The sequence below is a fragment of the Bradyrhizobium huanghuaihaiense genome, assembly GCF_025200885.1.
Lineage (GTDB): Bacteria > Pseudomonadota > Alphaproteobacteria > Rhizobiales > Xanthobacteraceae > Bradyrhizobium > Bradyrhizobium huanghuaihaiense.
Genome location: NZ_CP104172.1, coordinates 4,787,547 through 4,807,130 on the forward strand (window position 1 = coordinate 4,787,547; position 19,584 = coordinate 4,807,130).

The 19,584-nt window shown below is 64.5% G+C and carries 20 protein-coding genes; 10 read left to right on the forward strand and 10 right to left on the reverse strand.

The features are described from left to right. Positions 1–2: 2 nt before the first annotated feature. Positions 3–1,151 carry a tRNA guanosine(34) transglycosylase Tgt gene (gene tgt / locus N2603_RS22855; protein WP_260424124.1) on the reverse strand — a complete coding sequence of 383 codons (1,149 nt, stop codon included), beginning with the start codon at positions 1,149–1,151 and terminating at the stop codon, positions 3–5. A 232-nt stretch (positions 1,152–1,383) separates the two neighbouring features. Between tgt and N2603_RS22860 the strand changes: the two genes are divergently transcribed. From N2603_RS22860 to N2603_RS22875, 4 genes are all read left to right on the forward strand, one after another. Continuing rightward, complete coding sequence (locus N2603_RS22860) at positions 1,384–2,541, forward strand: patatin-like phospholipase family protein (RefSeq protein WP_260424125.1); 1,158 nt, start codon at positions 1,384–1,386, stop codon at positions 2,539–2,541. A 130-nt stretch (positions 2,542–2,671) separates the two neighbouring features. Further along, on the forward strand, positions 2,672–3,418 hold the full coding sequence (locus N2603_RS22865; RefSeq protein ID WP_260424126.1) for a TetR/AcrR family transcriptional regulator: 747 nt from the start codon (positions 2,672–2,674) through the stop codon (positions 3,416–3,418). 249 nt (positions 3,419–3,667) lie between these two features. Continuing rightward, positions 3,668–4,273: a PepSY domain-containing protein gene (locus tag N2603_RS22870; protein WP_260424127.1), complete on the forward strand. Its 606-nt coding sequence runs from the start codon at positions 3,668–3,670 to the stop codon at positions 4,271–4,273. Positions 4,274–4,506: 233 nt separating this feature from the next. After that, positions 4,507–5,544: an aspartate-semialdehyde dehydrogenase gene (locus N2603_RS22875; RefSeq protein ID WP_260424128.1), complete on the forward strand. Its 1,038-nt coding sequence runs from the start codon at positions 4,507–4,509 to the stop codon at positions 5,542–5,544. 106 nt (positions 5,545–5,650) lie between these two features. Here the strand turns inward: N2603_RS22875 and queA are convergent, their stop codons facing one another. The 6 genes from queA to coaD form a co-directional block, all read right to left on the reverse strand. Next, entirely contained in the window at positions 5,651–6,724 is a 1,074-nt protein-coding gene (queA, locus tag N2603_RS22880) for a tRNA preQ1(34) S-adenosylmethionine ribosyltransferase-isomerase QueA (RefSeq protein ID WP_260424129.1), read from the reverse strand. 55 nt (positions 6,725–6,779) lie between these two features. Continuing rightward, the gene (locus tag N2603_RS22885; RefSeq protein ID WP_260424130.1) at positions 6,780–7,121 is read right to left on the reverse strand and encodes a DUF2185 domain-containing protein; all 342 of its coding nucleotides are present in this window, start codon (positions 7,119–7,121) and stop codon (positions 6,780–6,782) included. 140 nt (positions 7,122–7,261) lie between these two features. Next, positions 7,262–7,726: a peptidylprolyl isomerase gene (locus N2603_RS22890; RefSeq protein WP_018642141.1), complete on the reverse strand. Its 465-nt coding sequence runs from the start codon at positions 7,724–7,726 to the stop codon at positions 7,262–7,264. After that, positions 7,723–8,133 (reverse strand): hypothetical protein, encoded by a 411-nt coding sequence (locus N2603_RS22895; RefSeq protein WP_018642142.1) that lies wholly within the window; start codon positions 8,131–8,133, stop codon positions 7,723–7,725. Before N2603_RS22895 ends, N2603_RS22890 begins: the two co-directional genes overlap by 4 nt. Before the next feature lie 9 nt (positions 8,134–8,142). Beyond that, positions 8,143–8,718, reverse strand: coding sequence for a peptidylprolyl isomerase (locus N2603_RS22900; protein WP_018642143.1), 576 nt, complete (start codon positions 8,716–8,718; stop codon positions 8,143–8,145). A gap of 37 nt (positions 8,719–8,755) precedes the next feature. After that, entirely contained in the window at positions 8,756–9,253 is a 498-nt protein-coding gene (gene coaD / locus N2603_RS22905; RefSeq protein ID WP_018642144.1) for a pantetheine-phosphate adenylyltransferase, read from the reverse strand. 268 nt (positions 9,254–9,521) lie between these two features. Here coaD and N2603_RS22910 point away from each other — a divergent pair, with 268 nt between their 5' ends. From N2603_RS22910 to N2603_RS22920, 3 genes are all read left to right on the forward strand, one after another. Then, positions 9,522–9,779: a hypothetical protein gene (locus N2603_RS22910; protein WP_260424131.1), complete on the forward strand. Its 258-nt coding sequence runs from the start codon at positions 9,522–9,524 to the stop codon at positions 9,777–9,779. Positions 9,780–9,972: 193 nt separating this feature from the next. Next, the gene (locus N2603_RS22915) at positions 9,973–11,826 is read left to right on the forward strand and encodes a potassium transporter Kup (protein ID WP_018642146.1); all 1,854 of its coding nucleotides are present in this window, start codon (positions 9,973–9,975) and stop codon (positions 11,824–11,826) included. Positions 11,827–11,873: 47 nt separating this feature from the next. Beyond that, positions 11,874–12,815, forward strand: a complete 942-nt coding sequence (locus N2603_RS22920) for a phosphotransferase family protein (RefSeq protein ID WP_260424132.1) — start codon at positions 11,874–11,876, stop codon at positions 12,813–12,815. 9 nt (positions 12,816–12,824) lie between these two features. Here the strand turns inward: N2603_RS22920 and gyrA are convergent, their stop codons facing one another. Together gyrA and N2603_RS22930 are read right to left on the reverse strand one after the other, a co-directional pair. Then, the gene (gene gyrA, locus N2603_RS22925) at positions 12,825–15,563 is read right to left on the reverse strand and encodes a DNA gyrase subunit A (protein WP_260424133.1); all 2,739 of its coding nucleotides are present in this window, start codon (positions 15,561–15,563) and stop codon (positions 12,825–12,827) included. 168 nt (positions 15,564–15,731) lie between these two features. After that, entirely contained in the window at positions 15,732–16,130 is a 399-nt protein-coding gene (locus N2603_RS22930; protein ID WP_018642149.1) for a DUF2306 domain-containing protein, read from the reverse strand. Between the two features lie 329 nt (positions 16,131–16,459). On the opposite strand from N2603_RS22930, the gene N2603_RS22935 reads away from it, so the two are divergent. Further along, positions 16,460–16,789 carry a low molecular weight protein tyrosine phosphatase family protein gene (locus tag N2603_RS22935; protein ID WP_018642150.1) on the forward strand — a complete coding sequence of 110 codons (330 nt, stop codon included), beginning with the start codon at positions 16,460–16,462 and terminating at the stop codon, positions 16,787–16,789. A gap of 18 nt (positions 16,790–16,807) precedes the next feature. On the opposite strand, the gene N2603_RS22940 is transcribed toward N2603_RS22935, so the two are convergent. Further along, the gene (locus N2603_RS22940) at positions 16,808–17,302 is read right to left on the reverse strand and encodes a single-stranded DNA-binding protein (RefSeq protein ID WP_018642151.1); all 495 of its coding nucleotides are present in this window, start codon (positions 17,300–17,302) and stop codon (positions 16,808–16,810) included. Between the two features lie 466 nt (positions 17,303–17,768). On the opposite strand from N2603_RS22940, the gene N2603_RS22945 reads away from it, so the two are divergent. Continuing rightward, entirely contained in the window at positions 17,769–18,530 is a 762-nt protein-coding gene (locus N2603_RS22945) for an outer membrane protein (RefSeq protein WP_260424134.1), read from the forward strand. A gap of 231 nt (positions 18,531–18,761) precedes the next feature. After that, complete coding sequence (locus tag N2603_RS22950) at positions 18,762–19,430, forward strand: outer membrane protein (RefSeq protein ID WP_260424135.1); 669 nt, start codon at positions 18,762–18,764, stop codon at positions 19,428–19,430. Positions 19,431–19,584: the final 154 nt, after the last annotated feature.

Sequence of the window (19,584 nt, forward strand, 5' to 3'; positions counted from 1 at the left end):
GCTCAGCGCGGGGCGATATCGCCCCTCGCCCAATCCTCGCGCGTACGCTGATAGAACTCATCGAACGTTCCGTGTGCGATCGCGTCCCTGATGCCCTGCATCAGGGACTGGTAGTAAGCGACGTTGATCTCGGACAGCAGCATTGCCCCCAGCGTCTCGCCCGCCTTGACGAGATGATGGAGATAGGCGCGCGCACAGTTGCGCGTCGACGGCCATGAGCTCTCTTCATCGAGCGGGCGCGGATCGTCGGCGTGGCGCGCGTTGCGCAAATTGACCTGACCGAAGCGCGTGAAGGCCACGCCATGCCGGCCATTGCGCGTCGGCATCACGCAGTCGAACATGTCGATGCCGCGCTTCACCGCTTCGAGGATATCGTCGGGCGTGCCGACGCCCATGAGATAGCGCGGCCGCTCTTTCGGCAGCATCGGCGCGGTCTCGTCGATCATGGCCAGCATCACCTCCTGCGGCTCGCCGACGGCGAGGCCGCCGATGGCGTAGCCGTGGAAGCCGATCTCGACGAGGCCTTGGGCGCTGGCATGACGAAGCTGCGGGATATCGCCGCCCTGCACGATGCCGAACAGCATGTAGCCGTCGGGCGCGCTCTCGAAGGCACGCTTGGAGCGCTCGGCCCAGCGCAGCGACAGCCGCATCGCGCGGTCGATGTCGTCGCGTTCGGCGGGCAGCCGCACGCATTCGTCCATCTGCATGGCGATGTCGGAGCCGAGGAAGCGCTGTACCTCGATCGAGCGCTCCGGCGACAGCTCGACCTTGGCGCCGTCGATATGCGAGCGGAAGGTGACGGCGTGCTCGCTGACCTTGCGCAAGTCCGCCAGCGACATCACCTGGAAGCCGCCGGAATCCGTCAGCATCGGCCCGTTCCAGCCGGTGAACCGCTGCAAGCCGCCGAGGGCTGCGATCCGCTCCGCGCCGGGGCGCAGCATCAAATGATAGGTGTTGCCGAGCACGATGTCGGCGCCGGCCTCGCGCACCTCGCGCCAGTGCATGCCCTTCATGGCGCCGGCGGTCCCGACCGGCATGAAGGCCGGCGTCCGCACCATGCCGTGCGGCGTGGTCAGGCGGCCGGTGCGCGCGGCACCATCGGTGGCGAGCAGCTCGAAATGATTGGGAAGATTGGTGTCGGGGAGATTCATGGCGTGCTTATTGCGTGCCGGGCGAGGCCGATCAACCCGCCCGAACCACAGGATGCGTCAGACTGGGACAGATTTGACGCGGACTTTCATGTTCCGCACGGCTTGCCAAATAAAACGATACAGTGTAGTTTTACCGTGGGGCCTGGACGAGATGCCGCGGTGAATCTGCCGGCGGCCATATTTGTGTGATCGCCAGCCGCCGACAATGCCCTCCGCTTCATGTTCGACCGAAATGTCCGGCCCTTCTCATGACCGGATATGGCAGACCGCCGCCCGCCTGACCGGACTTCTGGTCCTGGCCTTAAGTCTGGCCCTGGCCGGCTGCACCTCCCTGCCCCGCACGCCCTATACCGCCGCCGAGGCCAGCGCATCGCGCGTGCTCGATATCGACGGCCTCCGCCGCTACGCCGACGAGCCGGTCACGAAGTTCAGCTTCGAGAAGGACACCAGTACGGCGACGAAGACCTATCTGGCGCTGTCCGGCGGCGGCGCCGACGGCGCCTACGGTGTCGGCGTGCTCAACGGCTGGACCGCAGCCAGGACTCGCCCCACCTTCTCGGTCGTCTCGGGCGTCAGCACCGGCGGCCTGATCGCGCCGTTTGCATTTCTCGGCTCCCAATATGACGACACGCTGAAGGAGGTCTACACCAGCGGAATCGCGGAGAGCCTCCTGAACGATCCCAGCATCATGCGCGTGCTGTTCGGCTCCGGCCTGTTCGGCAATACGCGGCTGCGCGAGCTGGTCGCCCGCTATGTCGGGCCTGAAATCATGGCGCAGGTCGCGCGCGAGAACGCCAGGGGCCGCAGGCTGCTGATCGTGACGACCGATCTCGACACCCAGCGGACCGCCATCTGGGACATGGGCAAGATCGCGGCCGTCGGCACGCCCGAGGCGCTCAAGCTGTTTCGCGACGTGATGGCGGCCTCCGCCAGCATTCCGCTGGTGTTTCCGCCCATCATGATCGATGCCGAAGGCCAGGGCCGCAGATTCCAGGAGATGCATGTCGATGGCGGCGTGACGGCACCGGTGCTGACGCTTCCGGAAGCATTGCTGTTCCAGGGCAGCCGCCTGCCGGGCACCGCGAAGATGGACATCTACATCCTCGTCAACAAGAAGATCGAGCGCAATTTCGAGCTGGTGTCCAACAGCACGATCGACGTCGCCTCGCGCAGCCTGTCGGCGATCACGCAGTCGCAGACCCGCTCGATCATCTTCTCCACCTACGATTTCGCCAAACGCAACCGCCTGGGCTTCCATCTCTCCTACATCGCGCGCGACTATCCCGCGGCTCCTTCGGAAGGTTTCGATACCGCCTATATGCGGGCGCTCTATCAGTACGGATATGAGAAGGCCGCCTCCGGCCAGGCCTGGACCTCGGCGCTCCCATAAGCCCGTCGTGACGGAACGAGGTCCTATCGAAACCGTTGAGGATACGGCCAATTCGGCCAGATTCGCGATGACGCCCCCGCTCCTGCGCGATATAGAGCGAATGACAGGCAACGCGCAGGAATCATTGGGCATGGGATTGACTGCGACCAAATCACGATCGGCATCGCCGCGGCGCGAGGTGCCGAAATCGCGCGGCGGGCGGCCGACCAAGACCGCCGCGATCGAGCGCGACCAGCGGCTGATCGAGGTCGCCACCCGCCTGTTCCTGGACCGCGGCTTTGACGCGACCTCGCTCGATGCGGTCGCTGAGGCGGCGCGGGTCAGCAAGCCGACCGTCTATTCCCGCTACGGCGACAAGCGTGGCCTGTTTGCGGCCGTGCTGAGGCGCGAGATCGAACGCTGGCTTGCGCCGCTGTCGGCTGCCGCGGAAACGCAGCTCTCCAGCGCCTCGGACATTTCGGTCGAGCAGCGGCTGGTCGAGATCGGGCGCGAGATGCTGACCTTCACCTGCGGGCCCGATGCCGTCGCCTTCAGCCGCATGATGACGTCGCAGGCCATCAACTTCCCTGACGTCGCCAAGCTCGGCAAGGAGGAAGGCTGGCTCAAGGCCGTCGCCACCACGGCGCGCTTCTTCGACCATCTGGTGGCGCAAGGCGCGCTGGACATCGAAGACACCACCATCGCAGCCGAGGTGTTTCTCGACGTCGTCGTCGGCCACACTCACCGCATGGCGACGTTCGGAACGGCGCTCGAGATGAAATCCGCGGAAAAGCGGATGCGCACCGCGATCAAGCTGTTCCTGGCCGGTGCGCTGGGCCCCGCCGATCGCGTAAAGGACGCCGCCAAGGGCACGCCGCGGCGCCGTTCCTCCCGCTGACAATTTCGTGAGCTGGCGGTCTTTCCCCAAGGGGGACCGGCGCAACGGCATTGACCAAAATAAAACGATACGGTATGGTTTAGTTATAGCAGCACTGACCGCTTTTTCACCAGCCCCAAAGAGGTTCGTGCTGTTTCGAACGCCGCGGCGGGCACAACCTGCTACGACGCTCCGCGGCCGGCCTTGCCCAAGGTCGGCCGCGAAATCTTTACGATCATCCGGCACACTCGCTGGCCGAGGGTTTCGAGCATGAAGGCAGCACGACAATACGCCTGGACGTTTTTCACGACCGCCCTGTCGGCGTTGCTCGTCGCAGCGCCGGCGCAGGCGATCGTCTCGGCCGGAAGTACACCCACCGCCCTTCACAGCGAGACAGATGGTGATGCCGAGGCCGACCGCCAAGCAGTCAGCCGCGAGATCGAGCGCTTCCGCAGCTCGTCGATTTCGATCAGTCAGGCCATGGCGATTGCCGAGGCCCGCCACGCCGGCGCCACGACGGCGGATGTGAGTTTCGACGGGGCTGCCCGCGTGCCGGTCTACCGGGTGAAGACCCTGCACAACGACCGGATCTGGCGCCACACCATCAACGCCGCGACCGGCGAGCTCGTCGGCGGCGAAGCCGCCCTGCCGCTCGCCGAGCTCGACCTCGAGGACCGCAGCAACCTCGCAGCGCTCGGCGCCATCAGGCACCGCCTCGCCGACGCCGTACGCGTCGCCGAGCGCGCAGCGTCGGGCAAGGCCATCAGCGGCGGCCTCGTGCGCGAGCGCGGCCGGCTTAGTTTTGCGATCGTCGTGATCAGCGGCGACGACCTCAAGGAGGTCATCCTGGAGCCGCCGGGCGCGCGCGCCAAATAGCGGCAGGTCCGTCGCCCGGCCACATTCCTGCCGAAAAGCCATTGACGGGCGCAAAACTCTCCCGCATAAGTCGCCGCCATGTTCACGACCACCAAACGCACGACCAAAACCACCACGGCCCCAGGGGCCCGGGGAGGCGTGCGCGCGTAGGTCGTCGACTTAAACGCATCAGCTCTACCGAAGCCCCGCCCTCGATGGTCCGGGGCTTTTTTGTTGTCTGAATCTCAAATGCAATGGAGGACAAAGTGAGTAACGATCCCGTCGTCGCGATTGTCGGCGTCACCGGTGCGGTGGGCGCCGAATTCATCGCCACCATGGACAAGCGCGGCTTTCGCGTCGGCAAGCTCAAGGCGCTCGCGAGCGCCCGCTCGGCCGGCAAGACGGTGTCGTTCCGCGGCAAGGATGTCGTCATCGAGGAGTTGACCGAACGCGCCTTCGAGGGCGTCGACATCGCCCTGTTCTCCGCCGGCGGCAGCATCTCCAAGAAGTTCGCACCGATCGCGGTCAAGTCGGGCGCCGTCGTGGTCGACAATTCCTCCGCCTTCCGCATGGATCCCAACGTGCCGCTGGTGATCCCCGAGATCAACGCGAACCGCATCCGCGACCACAAGGGCATCATCGCCAACCCGAACTGCGCCGCGATCACCGCGCTGGTGCCGCTCTGGCCGATCCACCAGAAGAACCGCATCAAGCGCGTGATCATCTCGACCTACCAGGCGGCTAGCGGCGCCGGCGCTGCCGCGATGGAGGAGCTCGTCGAATCCACCCGCGCCAATCTCAACGGGCAGGTCTATACGCCGAAGGTGATGCCGCATCCCTACGCCTTCAATCTCTTCAACCACAACACCGCGGTCGATCCTGAGACCGGCTACAACGACGAAGAGACCAAGGTCATCAAGGAAACCCGCAAGATCTTCGAGGACGAGAGCATCGCGGTCGGCGTGACCTGCGTGCGCGTGCCGGTGCTGCGCGCCCATTGCGAGGCCATCACCTTCGAATGCGAGAAGCCGATCAGCGAGGACCAGGTCCGCGCCATCATGGCGCAGGCCCCGGGCGTGAAGGTCGTCGACGACCGCGTCAAGAACTACTTCCCGATGCCGATCGACGCCTCGGGCCAGGACGACGTCCTGGTCGGCCGCATCCGCAAGGACCTCAGCGATCCCTCGGGGCATTCGATCTCGATGTTCGTGGCGGCCGATCAGCTGCTCAAGGGCGCCGCGCTGAACGCGGTGCAGATCGCCGAGCTCTTGCCGCAGCGGGTGATGGCGTAACCGGTGTCGTAGCAACCGGTATCGTAGGGTGGGCAAAGCGAAGCGTGCCCACCATTACGTCCCGTGCACTTGATGGTGGGCACGGCGCTATGCGCCTTTGCCCACCCTACGGCTCTGCCCGAAACAGCAAGCAGGCATCCCCATACGAATAGAACCGGTACCCGCTCGCAATCGCGTGCGCATAGGCCTGCTTCATCGTTTCCAGCCCCGAGAAGGCCGACACCAGCATGAACAGCGTCGACTTCGGCAGGTGGAAATTCGTAATCAGGATATCGACGGCGCGGAAGCGATAACCAGGGGTGATGAAGATCGAGGTCTCGGCCGCGAACGGCTGGATGGTGCCGTCTTCGCTCGCTGCGCTCTCCAGCAGACGCAATGACGTGGTGCCGACCGCGACGATGCGGCCGCCATTCCTATTCGCGCTGTTGAGCCGCTCGGCCACCTCGGCCGGGATGGTGCCCCACTCGGCGTGCATCTTGTGGCCTTCGGTGTCGTCGACCTTGACCGGCAGGAAGGTCCCTGCCCCGACATGCAGTGTGACGCGGTTGATGCCGACCTCGCGCGCGCGCAGCGCCTGCTCCAGCGCGGGCGTGAAATGCAGCCCCGCGGTTGGGGCAGCAACCGCGCCTTCGTTCGCCGCGAACATTGTCTGATAATCCGCAAGATCCTGATCGTCAGGCGTGCGCTTGGAGGCGATGTAGGGTGGCAGCGGCGGGCTGCCGAGGTCGGCGATGGCCTGGTCGAGCGCCGGGCCGTGGAATGAGAACGACAGCGTCACCTCGCCCTCAACGCCCTTGGCCTCGACTTCGGCATCGAGATGGCCGAGCAGGCAAACCTTGCCCTCATTGCCGAAGCGGATGCGGTCGCCGGCTGTGAGCTTCTTGGCGGGTTTTACCAACGCCTGCCAGCGCGAGCCGTCGAGCCGCTTGATCAGCGTCGCCTCGATCTTCGGCTCGGTCTCGCGGCCGATGCGGCGGCCTTTGAGCTGCGCTGCGATCACCTTGGTGTCGTTGACGACGAGCTGGTCGCCGGGCCTCAGCCATTGCGGCAGGTCGGCGATGGTTTGATCGCGCAACGCACCATTCTCCACGACCAGCAGCCGCGCGGAGTCGCGCGGACTCGCCGGGCGCAACGCGATGCGCTCGGCGGGCAGGTCGAAGTCGAAGAGATCAGTGCGCATGGAATTTGGTTGGATAGTCTTCAGCCCATCGGACAATTTTGGCAGCCTGCCCGCATCACCCGGGAAAGTCGGTGCGAACGAACGCCGACGATTCCGACTCGCGTTCGAAGGCAGAGAAAGCCGGCGCCTCCAGAAGCGGGATGATGTCTGGATCGTAGTTGGCGATCGTGTTCACATCGTAGATCTCGAAATTATTCGGATCATCGGCGAAGTCCTGGCTCTCCTCGCCTGAAAAGAAGCGCCAGCCGCTGTCGGAGGCATTGTCGGGCGCCTCCCGATACATGAAACCGACGCGCTGACCGCTGACCGTAATCCGATCAGAGGCCAAGCACGCCCCCTTTCCCGTGGCGAGCGGTCTTATGTCCTGAGCCGCGATCACAAATTGCTTTGCTATCAAGCAGGACCTCCGTCAGCCGGTCGCTCCTCATCCTGAGGAGTGCGGAACGCGCGTCTCGAAGGATGAAGGCCCCGCTGCTACAGCTCGGCCTTCATGGTTCGAGACGGCGCTTCGCGCCTCCTCACCATGAGGAGATGGACTTACTCCTTGTCCGCGGCCATCCGCGCCTTGACGATCTTGTCCGGGTTCTGCACCGGCTCGCCGCGCTTGATCTTGTCGACGTTCTCCATGCCCTCGGTGACCTTGCCCCACACCGTGTACTGGTTGTCGAGGAAGCGGGCGTCGTCGAAGCAGATGAAGAACTGGCTGTCGCCGGAATCGGGATTGGCGGCGCGCGCCATCGAGGCGGTGCCGCGCACATGCGGCTCCTTGTTGAACTCGGCCTTCAGCTTCTTGCCGGAGCCGCCGGTGCCGGTGCCGTGCGGGCAGCCGGTCTGGGCCATGAAGCCCTCGATCACGCGGTGGAACACGATGCCGTCGTAGAAGCCCTCGCGAACCAGTTCCTTGATGCGCGCGACATGGCCGGGCGCGAGGTCGGGCCGCATCTCGATGGTGACGGGGCCCTGCGTGGTCTCGAGGATCAAGGTGTTTTCGGTGACGCTCATACTCGTCTCTCTTGCGTTGGGGGTGAAGTCTTGCGGTTACGGAACTGGATCGCGAATGGACGCCCCGCCGCGGCGCCGGCCATTGCATCGGTAAATGGCATCGGCGTGCAGCGTTGCAACGCCTCCATCACCGCGATCCGGTATTGCAGCCGGTCGTTGTCGGAGGCCTCCGCGGATTCATAGGTAATCCGCGGATGGCCCAGAATGTTTCCGTCCCGGTTAAAGCTCACGACGACGGTGATGTCGAGTGGGCGGGCCCTGGCGGGCGGCGGCGGCTTCCAGCAGGTGTGCAGATGCCGGAAGACGTCCTGGATGGTGTTGACCTGTGCGCCCTCGGCCTTCGCGCCTGAGACACCGAGCAGCAGCACCGCGGCAGCGACCAGAAGCCTGTTGCCGCAGCGCGCCATCGCGTGTCCCTACTTGATGTCGGAAGCGACCTGCACCTTCACCATCTTGTCGGGATCGGTGACGGTGCCGCTGCCTGATCCGGGAGGCGCCTTCTTCAGCTTGTCGACGACATCCATGCCCTGCACGACCTCGCCGATCACGGTGTACTGACCATCGAGGCTGCCGCCATCCGCGAACATGATGAAGAACTGCGAATTGGCGGTGTCGACGCTGTCGCCGCGCCGGGCCATGCCGACAATGCCGCGGGCAAAATGCACCTTGGAGAATTCCTGCTTCAGGTTCGGATATTTCGAGCCGCCGGTGCCGTTGAATTTCTCGCCGTCGCCGGTCTGCGCCATGAAGCCGTCCATGACGCGATGGAACGGCACGTTGTTGTAATAACCCTCGCGCGCAAGCGTCTTGAGACGCTCGGCGTGCTGCGGCGCCAGATCGGTCCTGAGCTTGATGACGATGCGGCCCTTGGTGGTGTCGATGACCAGCGCATTGGCCTTGTCGAGGTTCGCCGGCAGCTGCTGCGCCATCGCCGGCGCCGCGCCAATGAGCGCGGCAAAGATCGTGGCAAGAATTGCGAGACGACGGATCATGAAAACTCCGGATCTGATGAATTGAGGAAGCGCGCCGTTATCCGGCGAATTTGGCCTTGAGCAGGGTGTCAACGAGCGGCGGCACGAAGGTCGAGACATCTCCGCCCATCCCTGCGATCTGGCGCACCAAAGTGGCGGTGATCGGGCGGACCATGGGAGAGGCCGGCAGGAAGACCGTGTGCACCTCGGGCGCCATGGCCTCGTTCATGCCGGCAAGCTGCATCTCGTAATCGAGGTCGGTGCCGTCGCGCAGGCCCCGAATCATGATGGTGGCGCCGTGCTTGCGCGCCGCGGTCACCGACAGATCGTCAAACGTCACGGCTTCGAGCACGCAGCCGGCCTGGGCCGCGATCGGGCCGCAGACGTCCTGGAGCATCTTCAGGCGCTCCTCGGTCGAGAACAGCGGCTTCTTGCCGGGATGGACGCCGATCGCGACCACCAGCCTGTCGCACAGCGGAACGGCATGGCGGACCACGTCCAGATGGCCGTTGGTGATGGGGTCGAAGGAACCCGGATAGAAGGCGATGCGCGGCATGGTCCCCTCCTACCGCGCCCGGCCCGGCCCGGCAAGCCGGGGAGGTTCCTTGTCCGTTTCTGCCCGTTTGCCGGAAAATGTCAGCTGGAGGTGTCGGCCAGGGCCGGTTTGTTTCGTCCTGGGGGCGGCCACGAAACAAAACAGAGTGCGAACGAAACCATTTCCAACCTCCGCGAAGACGTCCGGAAACTGGCCATGGTTACTAATCCGGCCAACGAACGACGGGCCGCAGACTGGGCGTAGGCGGCCGCATCACAGGGGACAGTCAATGATCAAGGCGCTTTCAGCGATCGCACTCTCTGCGTGTGTTGCCGCAGCCCTCACCCTCCTGCCCGGCTTTGCCCCGACGGTCGAAGCCAGCGTGCCGCAGCCGCTCGCCAAGAGCGACCGGCTCGATATCCGCACCATCGGCCGTGACTGCTCGCAGCAGGCCTGGCCGAATTTCGAGGCGTCCTGCCTGCGCCGCGCCGGCAGCAAGGCCGATGTCCGCGAGGCCCGCCTCGTGACCGCCGACCGCACGCCGTAGTCGGCTCTGTCAGTTTCGCGTCAGGAGAGCCCCTCAAGATAAACCCCATGGATATTTGCGACGTCTCGTCGCAGACTGCGTGATGCTCGCGCCCGTCGGAATGGCCCGGCGGGCGCGATCCCATCGGGGGGTGCCTTTGTCCAGTACGCCTGCAGTCGCCTCCGGCCATCACCCTGATCCGCTGCCGCTTGCCATGACCATGGGCGCCCTCGGGGTGGTCTATGGCGATATCGGCACCAGCCCGCTCTACGCCCTCAAGGAAGCCGCCAAGGCGGCTGCCCATGGCGGCACGCTAAGTCACGACGCTGTCCTGGGGGTTGCCTCGCTGATCCTCTGGGCGCTGCTGCTGATCATCTCGCTGAAATATGCGCTGCTGATCCTGCGCGCGGACAACCGCGGCGAAGGCGGCATCGTCGCCTTGCTGGCCCTGCTCCACGCGCGCAACGCCCAACCCGGCACCTGGCGGGCGCATCTCCTGGTGGTCGGCCTCGTCGGTGCCGCCCTGCTCTATGGCGACGGCGCGATCACGCCGGCGATCTCCGTGCTCAGCGCCATCGAGGGCCTCAAGGTCGACGCGCCTTCGCTGGCGCCGGTGGTCGTGCCGGTGACCGTCGTCATCCTGATCGGCCTGTTCATGATGCAGAAGCAGGGCACCGGCTTCATCGGCCGCATCTTCGGCCCGGTGATGCTGGCGTGGTTCGTCGTGCTCGCCGCCCTCGGCATCCACGGCATCGTCAAGGCGCCGGCGGTGCTGGCCGCGCTCAGCCCGTTCTATGCCTTCAACTTCCTGATCCACCAGGACTTCCACATCTCGTTCGGAATCCTCGGCGCGGCCTTCCTCGCGGTGACCGGCGGCGAAGCCATGTATGCCGACATGGGGCATTTCGGCCGCATGCCGATCCGGCTCGCGTGGTTCGCGATCTGCCTGCCCGCGCTGGTGCTGAACTATTTCGGCCAGGCCGCGCTCTTGATCACCGATCCCTCCATGATCGAGAACCCGTTCTTCCAGCTCTGCCCGGACGCCCTGCACTATCCGCTGGTCGCGTTCTCGGCGGTCGCGACCGTGATCGCCTCGCAGGCGATCATCTCCGGCGTGTTCTCGCTGACCCAGCAGTCGATCCAGCTCGGCTTCCTGCCGCGCATGCAGATCCGCCACACCACCAGCCATGCGATCGGCCAGATCTACGTGCCGCTGGTGAACTGGCTGCTGGCGGCGGCAACGCTCGGCGCGGTCTTGAGCTTCGGCACCTCGGACGCGCTCGCCGGCGCCTACGGCATCGCGGTGTCGCTGCTGATGGCGATCACCACACTGCTCGCAGCCCTCGTTGCGATCCAGTGGGGCTATTCGCCGTGGCTCGTGGTTGCGGTCAACGGCTTCTTCTTCGTGATCGACGTGATCTTCTTCTCCGCCAATTCGATCAAGCTGTTCGAGGGCGGCTGGTTTCCGCTGCTGCTCGCCGGCCTCGTCGCCTTCCTGATGCTGACCTGGCGTGCCGGCGTGAAGCTGGTCGAAGCGGCACGCGGCCGGCTGCGCCAGCCCGAGGAGGACCTGATCGAGACCGCGGTCAACAAATGCAGCGCAAGGCTCCCCGGCACCGCCGTGTTCCTGGCGTCGGCGGCGCGCGGCGTGCCGCTCGCGCTGACCCAGTTCGTCAAGCACAATCGCGTGCTGCACGAACGCGTGCTGCTGGTCACCGTGTTGATCGAGGAATCCCCGCACATTCCCGACGAGGAACGCGCCGAGGTGATTGAAATCATCCCGGGCATCACCCGCGTGGTTCTGCGCTACGGATTCATGCAGAACCCGACCATCTACGAAGGGCTGACTCTCACGTGCCGCCAGGGCAAGCTGCCCGGCATCGATCTCGCCGACATCACCTACTACGTCGGCCGCGAGACCATCATCCCGCGCGAGGACGTCCCGGGCATGTGGGTCTGGCGCGAAGGCGTGTTCGCCTTCCTCCAGCGCAACGCCGAACGCTCCGCCGCGTTCTTCGGCGTGCCGACCAGGCAGGTCGTCGAGTTCGGCACGGAGCTGGAGATCTAGGCGCCGCGGCCCCCGCGAAGTAAATGCAAATGTCCAACGATGCGCCCTTGCAACTGAAACCTCGGCTGGCAATCACGGTCGATCAGGCGCAATCGATTGTCCGTCGGATGGCTCCGCACGCGTCGGTGCTCGGCATCACCGAGCTACATGGCGGGGAGATCAGCACCGTGCTCGAGATCACGCTGGCGGATGCGCCCGCCTGCATCCTCAAGGTCTACCCTGCATCGCTGCAGTGGAAGATGGCGAAGGAGGTTTACGTCCTGGGACTCCTGCGAGATCTCAGCACGTCCATTCCCAAAATCCTGCTTGCCGACGACACGCGAACGGCGATCGACCTCAACTACGTGCTCATGACCAGGCTCGACGGCGCGATACTCGGCCGGCGCGAGGCGACGCTGTCGGAGGCCGAGTTGTTTGCGATCTATGCCGAGATGGGCGCGGCGCTGCGCCGGATCAACGACGTCGCCCTCGACAGCTTTGGCTATATCGGCCCCAACGGCGTCTGGACGGCGCATCCGAGCAACCACGCCTACATGTCTGCGCAGTTCGAGAGGAAGCTGACGGAGTTCTGCACGCGCGGCGGTGATCCCGCGCTGGCCGCGCGCCTGCGAGGCAGCGTTGCAGCACAGCAACATCTGTTCGAGGCAGCCGTCACCCCTCGCCTGTGCCACTACGATTTCCATGCCGGCAACGTGCTGGTGACGCCGGAGGGCGAACCGCATCTGACGGGTATCGTCGATTTCGAGAATGCGACATCCGGCGATCCGCTGATGGATATCGCGAAAGCGCTGTACTATTTCACGCCGAAGGATGCGCCGAAGCGCGACGGATTGCTCGCCGGCTATGGCACGATCGCGCACCCCGCCTGGGAGCAGACGCTCGCGCTCTACCACATGTATTGCACGTTGGAGCTCTGGTGCTGGATGGCCCAGATCGGCAAGCGAGAGATGCTTGCCGATCTTACCAAGGAGCTCGCGAGCGCTGCATAGAACAGGGCATCACGCCCCGTTCCCGCCCTCGCCGTTGCCACTCTCTGCTTCTTCCGTGATGTGCTCGACCGAGACGACGTGCTCGTCCTCGGCGGTGTCGAACACGATCACGCCCTGCGTCGAGCGGCCGGCAATGCGGATGCCTTCGACCGGGCAGCGGATCAGCTGGCCCTTGTCGGTCACCAGCATGATCTGGTCGGCCTCCTCCACAGGGAAGGACGCCACGAGATTGCCGTTGCGGTTGTTGACGCTCATGGCGACGATGCCTTTGCCGCCGCGGCCCGTGGTGCGGTACTCGTAGGACGAGGTCCGCTTGCCATAGCCGTTGACGGAGACCGTCAGCACGACCTGCTCCTGCGCCGACATCTCGACATAGCGCTCCTGCGGAAGCTGGAAGCTGCCTGAGGTCTCCTCGGCCTCGGCATCCGCTGGCGCCTCTTCCGAGGCGGCCTCGCCCGCGACCGCGCGGCGCATCTTCAAATACGCCGAGCGCTCGTCCGAGGTGGTCTCGACGTGGCGCAGGATCGCCAGCGAAATCACCTTGTCGCCTTCGCCGAGCGCGATGCCGCGCACACCCATCGAGGTGCGCCCGGTGAACACCCGCACGTCGGTGACGGGGAAGCGGATGCACTGGCCGCCGGCAGCCGTCAGCAGCACGTCGTCGCGCTCGGTGCAGATCTGCACGTCGACGATCGCCTCGTTGTCGTCGAGCTTCATCGCGATGATGCCGGAGCGGCGGACGTCGACGAAGTCGGACAGCTTGTTGCGTCGGACGTTGCCGCCCGTGGTGGCGAACATCACGTCGAGCTGGCCCCAGGTCGATTCATCCTCCGGCAGCGGCATGATCGTGGTGATGCGCTCACCCTGCTCCAACGGCAGGATGTTGATCATGGCCTTGCCGCGCGCATTCGGCGCGGCCATCGGCAGCCGCCAGACCTTTTCCTTGTAGACCTGGCCGCGCGAGGAGAAGAACAGCACCGGCGTGTGCGTGGAGGCCACGAACAGGCGGCTGACGAAATCCTCGTCGCGGGTCTGCATGCCGGAGCGGCCCTTGCCGCCGCGGCGCTGCGCCCGGTAGGCCGACAGCGGCACGCGCTTGACGTAGCCGGCGTGCGAGACGGTGACGACCATGTCCTCGCGCTGGATCAGGTCCTCGTCCTCGACCTCGCCTTCCTGCTCCATGATCACGGTGCGGCGGGGCGTCGCGAACTCCGCCTTCACCTCGGCAAGCTCGCTCTTGATGATGTCGAGGATGCGCGCGCGCGAGCGCAGGATCTCGAGATAGTCGCTGATCTCGCCGGCGAGCTTGGAGAGCTCGTCGCCGATCTCGTCGCGGCCGAGCGCGGTGAGGCGCGCCAAGCGCAGCTCCAGGATCGCCCTCGCCTGCTCCAGCGACAGGCGGATCGTCCCGTCCGCATTGATGCGGTGGCGCGGATCGTCGATCAGCGTGATGATGTCCTCGACGTCGCGCGCGGGCCAGTCGCGCGTCATCAGGGTCTCGCGCGCCGCAGCCGGCGTGGGCGAGGTCCGGATCACGCGAATGATCTCGTCGATGTTGGCGACCGCGATGGCGAGGCCGACCTGCTCATGCGCGCGCTCGCGCGCCTTGCGCAGCTTGTATTTGGTCCGGCGGGTGACGACCTGCTCGCGGAAGCCGACGAAGATCGTCAGCATGTCCTTCAGGGTCATGGTCTGCGGACGACCGGAATCAAGCGCGACGGCGTTGACACCGAAGCTCGTCTGCAGCGGCGTGAACTTGTAGAGCTGGTTCAGCACGACGTCGGGCACGGCATCGCGCTTGAGCTCGACGACGACGCGATAGCCGTCGCGGTCGGACTCGTCGCGCAGGTCGGAGATGCCCTCGATCTTCTTTTCCTTGTAGAGCTCGGCGATGCGCTCGACCATCGTCGCCTTGTTCACCTGATACGGGATCTCGGTGATGACGATCGCCTCGCGTTCTTTCCGGACCGTCTCGAAGGTGACCTTGCCGCGCATCACGATCGAGCCGCGGCCGAGATGGTAGGCGCTGCGGATACCCTGGCGACCCAGGATGATGCCGCCGGTCGGGAAATCCGGGCCCGGGATGATGTTGATGAGCTCGTCGATGGTCAGCGACGGATTATCGATCAGCGCGACGCAGGCGTCGATCACCTCGCCGAGATTGTGCGGCGGGATGTTGGTGGCCATGCCGACCGCGATGCCGCCGGCGCCGTTGACCAGCAGGTTCGGGAACCGCGCCGGCAGGACCACCGGCTCTCTTTCGGAGCCGTCGTAATTGTCCTGGAAGTCGACGGTGTCGTCGTCGATGTCCTCGAGCAGCTTCAGCGCGATCTTGGTCAGGCGGGACTCGGTGTAGCGCATTGCCGCCGGCGGATCGCCGTCGACCGAGCCGAAATTGCCCTGCCCGTCGATCAGCGGCGCGCGCATCGAGAAGTCCTGCGCCATGCGCACCAGGGCGTCGTAGATCGCCTGGTCGCCATGCGGGTGGTACTTACCCATGACCTCGCCGACGGCACCGGCGGACTTCTTGTGCTTCTTGTCCGGGGTGTCGCCGCGATTGTGCATCGCGAACAGGATGCGGCGGTGGACCGGCTTCAACCCGTCGCGCGCATCGGGCAGCGCACGCGCCACGATCACGCTCATGGCGTAATCGAGATAGGACTTCTTCATCTCCTCGTAGATGGAAACGGGGCGAATGTCCGAGGGATGCGCCGGCTGGTCGCCGGGCTTGTTGTCGTCGTCAGCCAAGGGGGAATCCGGTGAGTTTTTGTCTGGGAATCATATAGCGCATCACACCCCTGATAACCACCCTTGCCGGGCCTCGGGAAGCGCTTTTTCCGACTGTTTTTCCAGAGACTTACGCCCTTCCCCACACTGCCCCGGACGGCGCCGGAACGGACCGGGCGGAACCACCCCTTACGCGCCGAAAATCACCCGGTGCATGACGCGCCCGGGCACCAGCGTGAACAGGCCAGCCACCACCAGCGCTCCGGCGAAGATGAGGATCATCATCCGCCGGTGGTCGGCGACACGGTGCGTGCGCGCCCGCCATACCGCCAGCGGCAGAACCACCAGGGTGAAGATCGACAAGAGATGGATCGGACTGAACGGCCCGACCAGACGGATCTGGTGGATCCAGAACGACGAGGCGGCCACGACCAGCATCAGGACCACCCAGATCCAGCCGATCGTTCGGTGCGGCAGCGTGCCCTTGGGGGCGGAGAACTGGACGAGGCCGAGCACGAAGGCGGCCATGGCGGCAAAGGCATGCAGCGGGATCGCTGGCGCGGCCTCAAGCAGCGGCGCAAGGCTCATGCGGAGCTCCGTCAGGTCGCACGGCGACCGATGTGAATAGGATTAACATGAAGTTAATACCATTCACATCGCGCCCCGTCAAAGACTTGAGGTTGCACGTGAGGCAAGCGCGGAAAACCCGAGCTTTACCTGCTGATTGGTAAGAAATCCTGCCACTTCACGCGAGCGGACACGCGATACAGGAGCGTTCCCGACCAGCGGCAGAGCGGACGTCATCGATTCCATCGACCAACAAGGGGTATTTATGTAGGAACTCGGGGAGCCTGCCCGCAAAGCTCCGGCCGGACATTCCTACGGACACCTGATCGATCATCACCAAGAGCGGTAAAGTGACCAACGTGCTTTTCGTCTGCAGCGCCAATCGCCTCCGCAGCCCTACCGCCGAACAGGTGTTTTCGACTTGGCCGGGGATCGAGACCGACTCGGCCGGCATTGCAAACGGCGCGGACGTGCTGCTGTCCGCCGAGCAGGTCGAATGGGCCGACATCATCTTCGTCATGGAGAAGACCCACCGCAACAAGCTGAACCGGAAATTCCGATCCAGCTTGAACAACAAGCGGGTCATCTGCCTCGACATTCCGGACGACTATGAATTCATGGATCCTGCCCTGGTCCGGATCCTTGAAAACCGAGTTGGCCGTTATCTGCGCCGGGATTAGCCGGCTCTCCCGCAGCCCTCAGAACGGGATGTCGTCGTCCATGTCGCTGTTGCGGCCGCCGCCGGCGGCAACGGGACGGCGCGGCGCGCTGCTGACCGGACCGGAGGAGCCGAAATCGCCGCCCGGCTCGTCGCCGAAGCTGCCGCCTCCGCCGCCGCCACCACGGCCATCGAGCATCGTCAGCGTCGAGTTGAAGCCCTGGAGCACGACCTCGGTCGAGTACTTCTCGACGCCGCTCTGGTCGGTCCATTTGCGGGTCTGGAGCGCGCCCTCGATGTAAACCTTCGCGCCCTTCTTCAGATACTGCTCGGCGACCTTGCAGAGCCCTTCATTGAAGATCACGACGCGGTGCCACTCGGTCTTTTCCTTGCGCTCTCCGCTGTTCTTGTCGCGCCAGGTTTCCGAGGTCGCGATGCTCAGATTCGCGATCGGCCGCCCGTCCTGGGTGCGGCGGATTTCAGGATCCTTGCCGAGATTTCCAACCAGAATGACCTTGTTGACGCTTCCCGCCATCGCCGCTCTCCACTCCAAATGCCACTGAATTCGTAAGGCTGCATTCGCAAGGCCGCACCGCGCCCCGCGGTCCGCTGCAACCTGTTTGACGCGACCCTATACGCTTGCGCAGACCGATCAGCCCATCAGCGCTCGGGTTATCCCCACATATAGCACCGCCTGCCGGTCTGTTCCAGATTTGTTCTTTCTGGGTGGGTGCGGAATATTCGCCCCGGGCGGTGCCCACATGCCTATCAAATGATGCGCTCCGGATGGAACTTTTTCGGGTTCCCTAAATCGGCGAAAACTACTTAACATTCATCATGTTAGCTGCCTCGCACTTGCCCTGTGACTGTTGCATTTCGGAGACGGACTCTGCCTCCCGCTTAAGCTACGGTTGCCTCGGAATTGAGTTCATATGGGCGTCGCGCCTGATCGGCCGCTTCGGGGGACCCTCAAGAAGCGGACCTTACCCGGGGAGACTGCAATGAATAAGATTTTAATTGGTACAATCGGTGCTGTGGCGTTGGGCCTGTCGGCTCCCGCGAGCGCGGCGGATCTGGCGGCGCGTCCTTACACCAAGGCTCCGCCCCCGATGGTCGCGACCATCTACGACTGGAGCGGCTTCTACATCGGCATCAACGGGGGCTGGGGCTCCAGCCGCAATTGCTGGGACTTCGTGACCCCAGTCACCGGTACGCTGATCAACGACGGCTGCCATAACGCAACGGGCGGCACAATCGGTGGTCAGGTCGGCTATCGCTGGCAGTCGGCCAATTGGGTGTTTGGCGTGGAAGGCCAGGGCAACTGGGCTGACTTCAGTGGAAGAAACACCAGCCCGACCGCGCCAGGTCAGGAGAACCGTACGCGGGTCGATGCCTTCGGCTTGATTACCGGTCAGGTCGGTTATGCCTGGAATAACGTTTTGGTCTACGTAAAGGGCGGCGGCGCCGTCGTGGACGACAGATACGATCTCCGCATCGCGCCAACCTTTGTGGGCGCTGGCACGATCTTCGGTTCGGCCAGCGGAACACGCTGGGGCGGAACGGTCGGCGCGGGCGTCGAATTTGGCTTCGCTCCGAACTGGTCGGTGGGCTTCGAGTACGATCACATCTTCCTCGGCACTCGAAACGTCGACTTCACCTTGGGCGGAGTCTTCGTTCAGACCGAACGCGTCCGTCAGGACGTCGATCTCGCCCTCGTCCGCGTGAACTACCGTTGGGGCGGCCCGGCGATCGCCAGGTACTGATCGCAAGCATAGTCTTTTCTGACGAAAGGCCGGCCTTGTGCCGGCCTTTTTGCTGCGTGCGAAGGGTCTAATCAGTCAGCGATTATGACGTTTTGTGACTGTTGTGGCTTTTTTGGTACACAACTTGCGGCTTCGCTGGTGTAAGCACGGCGCCAGTTGGACCACGGCGTCCGATGCCCTTCCGTTCACGGAAGGCAACAACAGAAACTGGGACTGGGATTTAGGTTGAAAATGAAGAAGGTTTTGTTGGCTTCGGCCTGTTTGTTCGCTCTGGCTGCCCCCGCGTCGGCGGCTGATCTCGCGGCCCGCCCCTACACCAAGGCTCCGGTGGCTGTGGCTTCGGTCTACAACTGGACCGGTTTCTACCTCGGTGTCGTTGGCGGCGGCGCTTGGGAAGACGCCAATAGCCCCCGCATGCAGGGTGGCTTCGTCGGTGGCACCGCCGGCTACAACTGGCAGACCGGCAACGTCGTGTTCGGTATCGAGGCCGATGGTTCCTGGGCTGATGTCAGCGCCTCGGCGACCGCTCTCGGCATCACCGTGTCGTCCAAGACCGATGCGCTCGGCACCGTCCGTGGCCGCATCGGCTGGGCCGTCAACAACGTCCTGTTCTACGGCACCGGTGGTTACGCCTGGATCGACAACAAGATCACTGTCTCCGCACTGGGCGTGTCCGTGTCGGACAGCAAGTGGCACTCGGGCTGGACCGTCGGCGCGGGCGTTGAGGCGTTCTTCGCTCCGCAGTGGTCGGTCAAGGGCGAGTACCTCTATCGCAGCCTCGGCAGCGAGAACTACTTCTCGAACCTCGGCGCTCCTCTGGCGTCCGGCACGATCAACTTCCACACCGTGCAGGTCGGCGTGAACTATCACTTCGGCGGCCCGATCGTCGCGAAGTACTAAGCTTCGTCTCCGACGCTCTTGCGTTACGAAAGGCCGGCCTCGCGCCGGCCTTTTTGTTTTTGCGCGCGTAGCAGTACGCGCCAACCCGCCACTTAGCGTTTTCGGCGAGATGTGGCTCCCCGGTGACACAACCTTTGGCTTTATTGGTGTAAAG

Coding starts and splice junctions, on each gene's coding strand:
- tgt (WP_260424124.1), bottom strand. CDS start 1,151: ATGAATCTCCCCGACACCAATCTTCCCAATCATTTCGAGCTGCTCGCC.
- N2603_RS22860 (WP_260424125.1), top strand. CDS start 1,384: ATGTCCGGCCCTTCTCATGACCGGATATGGCAGACCGCCGCCCGCCTG.
- N2603_RS22865 (WP_260424126.1), top strand. CDS start 2,672: ATGGGATTGACTGCGACCAAATCACGATCGGCATCGCCGCGGCGCGAG.
- N2603_RS22870 (WP_260424127.1), top strand. CDS start 3,668: ATGAAGGCAGCACGACAATACGCCTGGACGTTTTTCACGACCGCCCTG.
- N2603_RS22875 (WP_260424128.1), top strand. CDS start 4,507: ATGGAGGACAAAGTGAGTAACGATCCCGTCGTCGCGATTGTCGGCGTC.
- queA (WP_260424129.1), bottom strand. CDS start 6,724: ATGCGCACTGATCTCTTCGACTTCGACCTGCCCGCCGAGCGCATCGCG.
- N2603_RS22890 (WP_018642141.1), bottom strand. CDS start 7,726: ATGAGCGTCACCGAAAACACCTTGATCCTCGAGACCACGCAGGGCCCC.
- N2603_RS22895 (WP_018642142.1), bottom strand. CDS start 8,133: ATGGCGCGCTGCGGCAACAGGCTTCTGGTCGCTGCCGCGGTGCTGCTG.
- N2603_RS22900 (WP_018642143.1), bottom strand. CDS start 8,718: ATGATCCGTCGTCTCGCAATTCTTGCCACGATCTTTGCCGCGCTCATT.
- coaD (WP_018642144.1), bottom strand. CDS start 9,253: ATGCCGCGCATCGCCTTCTATCCGGGTTCCTTCGACCCCATCACCAAC.
- N2603_RS22910 (WP_260424131.1), top strand. CDS start 9,522: ATGATCAAGGCGCTTTCAGCGATCGCACTCTCTGCGTGTGTTGCCGCA.
- N2603_RS22915 (WP_018642146.1), top strand. CDS start 9,973: ATGACCATGGGCGCCCTCGGGGTGGTCTATGGCGATATCGGCACCAGC.
- N2603_RS22930 (WP_018642149.1), bottom strand. CDS start 16,130: ATGAGCCTTGCGCCGCTGCTTGAGGCCGCGCCAGCGATCCCGCTGCAT.
- N2603_RS22940 (WP_018642151.1), bottom strand. CDS start 17,302: ATGGCGGGAAGCGTCAACAAGGTCATTCTGGTTGGAAATCTCGGCAAG.
- N2603_RS22945 (WP_260424134.1), top strand. CDS start 17,769: ATGAATAAGATTTTAATTGGTACAATCGGTGCTGTGGCGTTGGGCCTG.
- N2603_RS22950 (WP_260424135.1), top strand. CDS start 18,762: ATGAAGAAGGTTTTGTTGGCTTCGGCCTGTTTGTTCGCTCTGGCTGCC.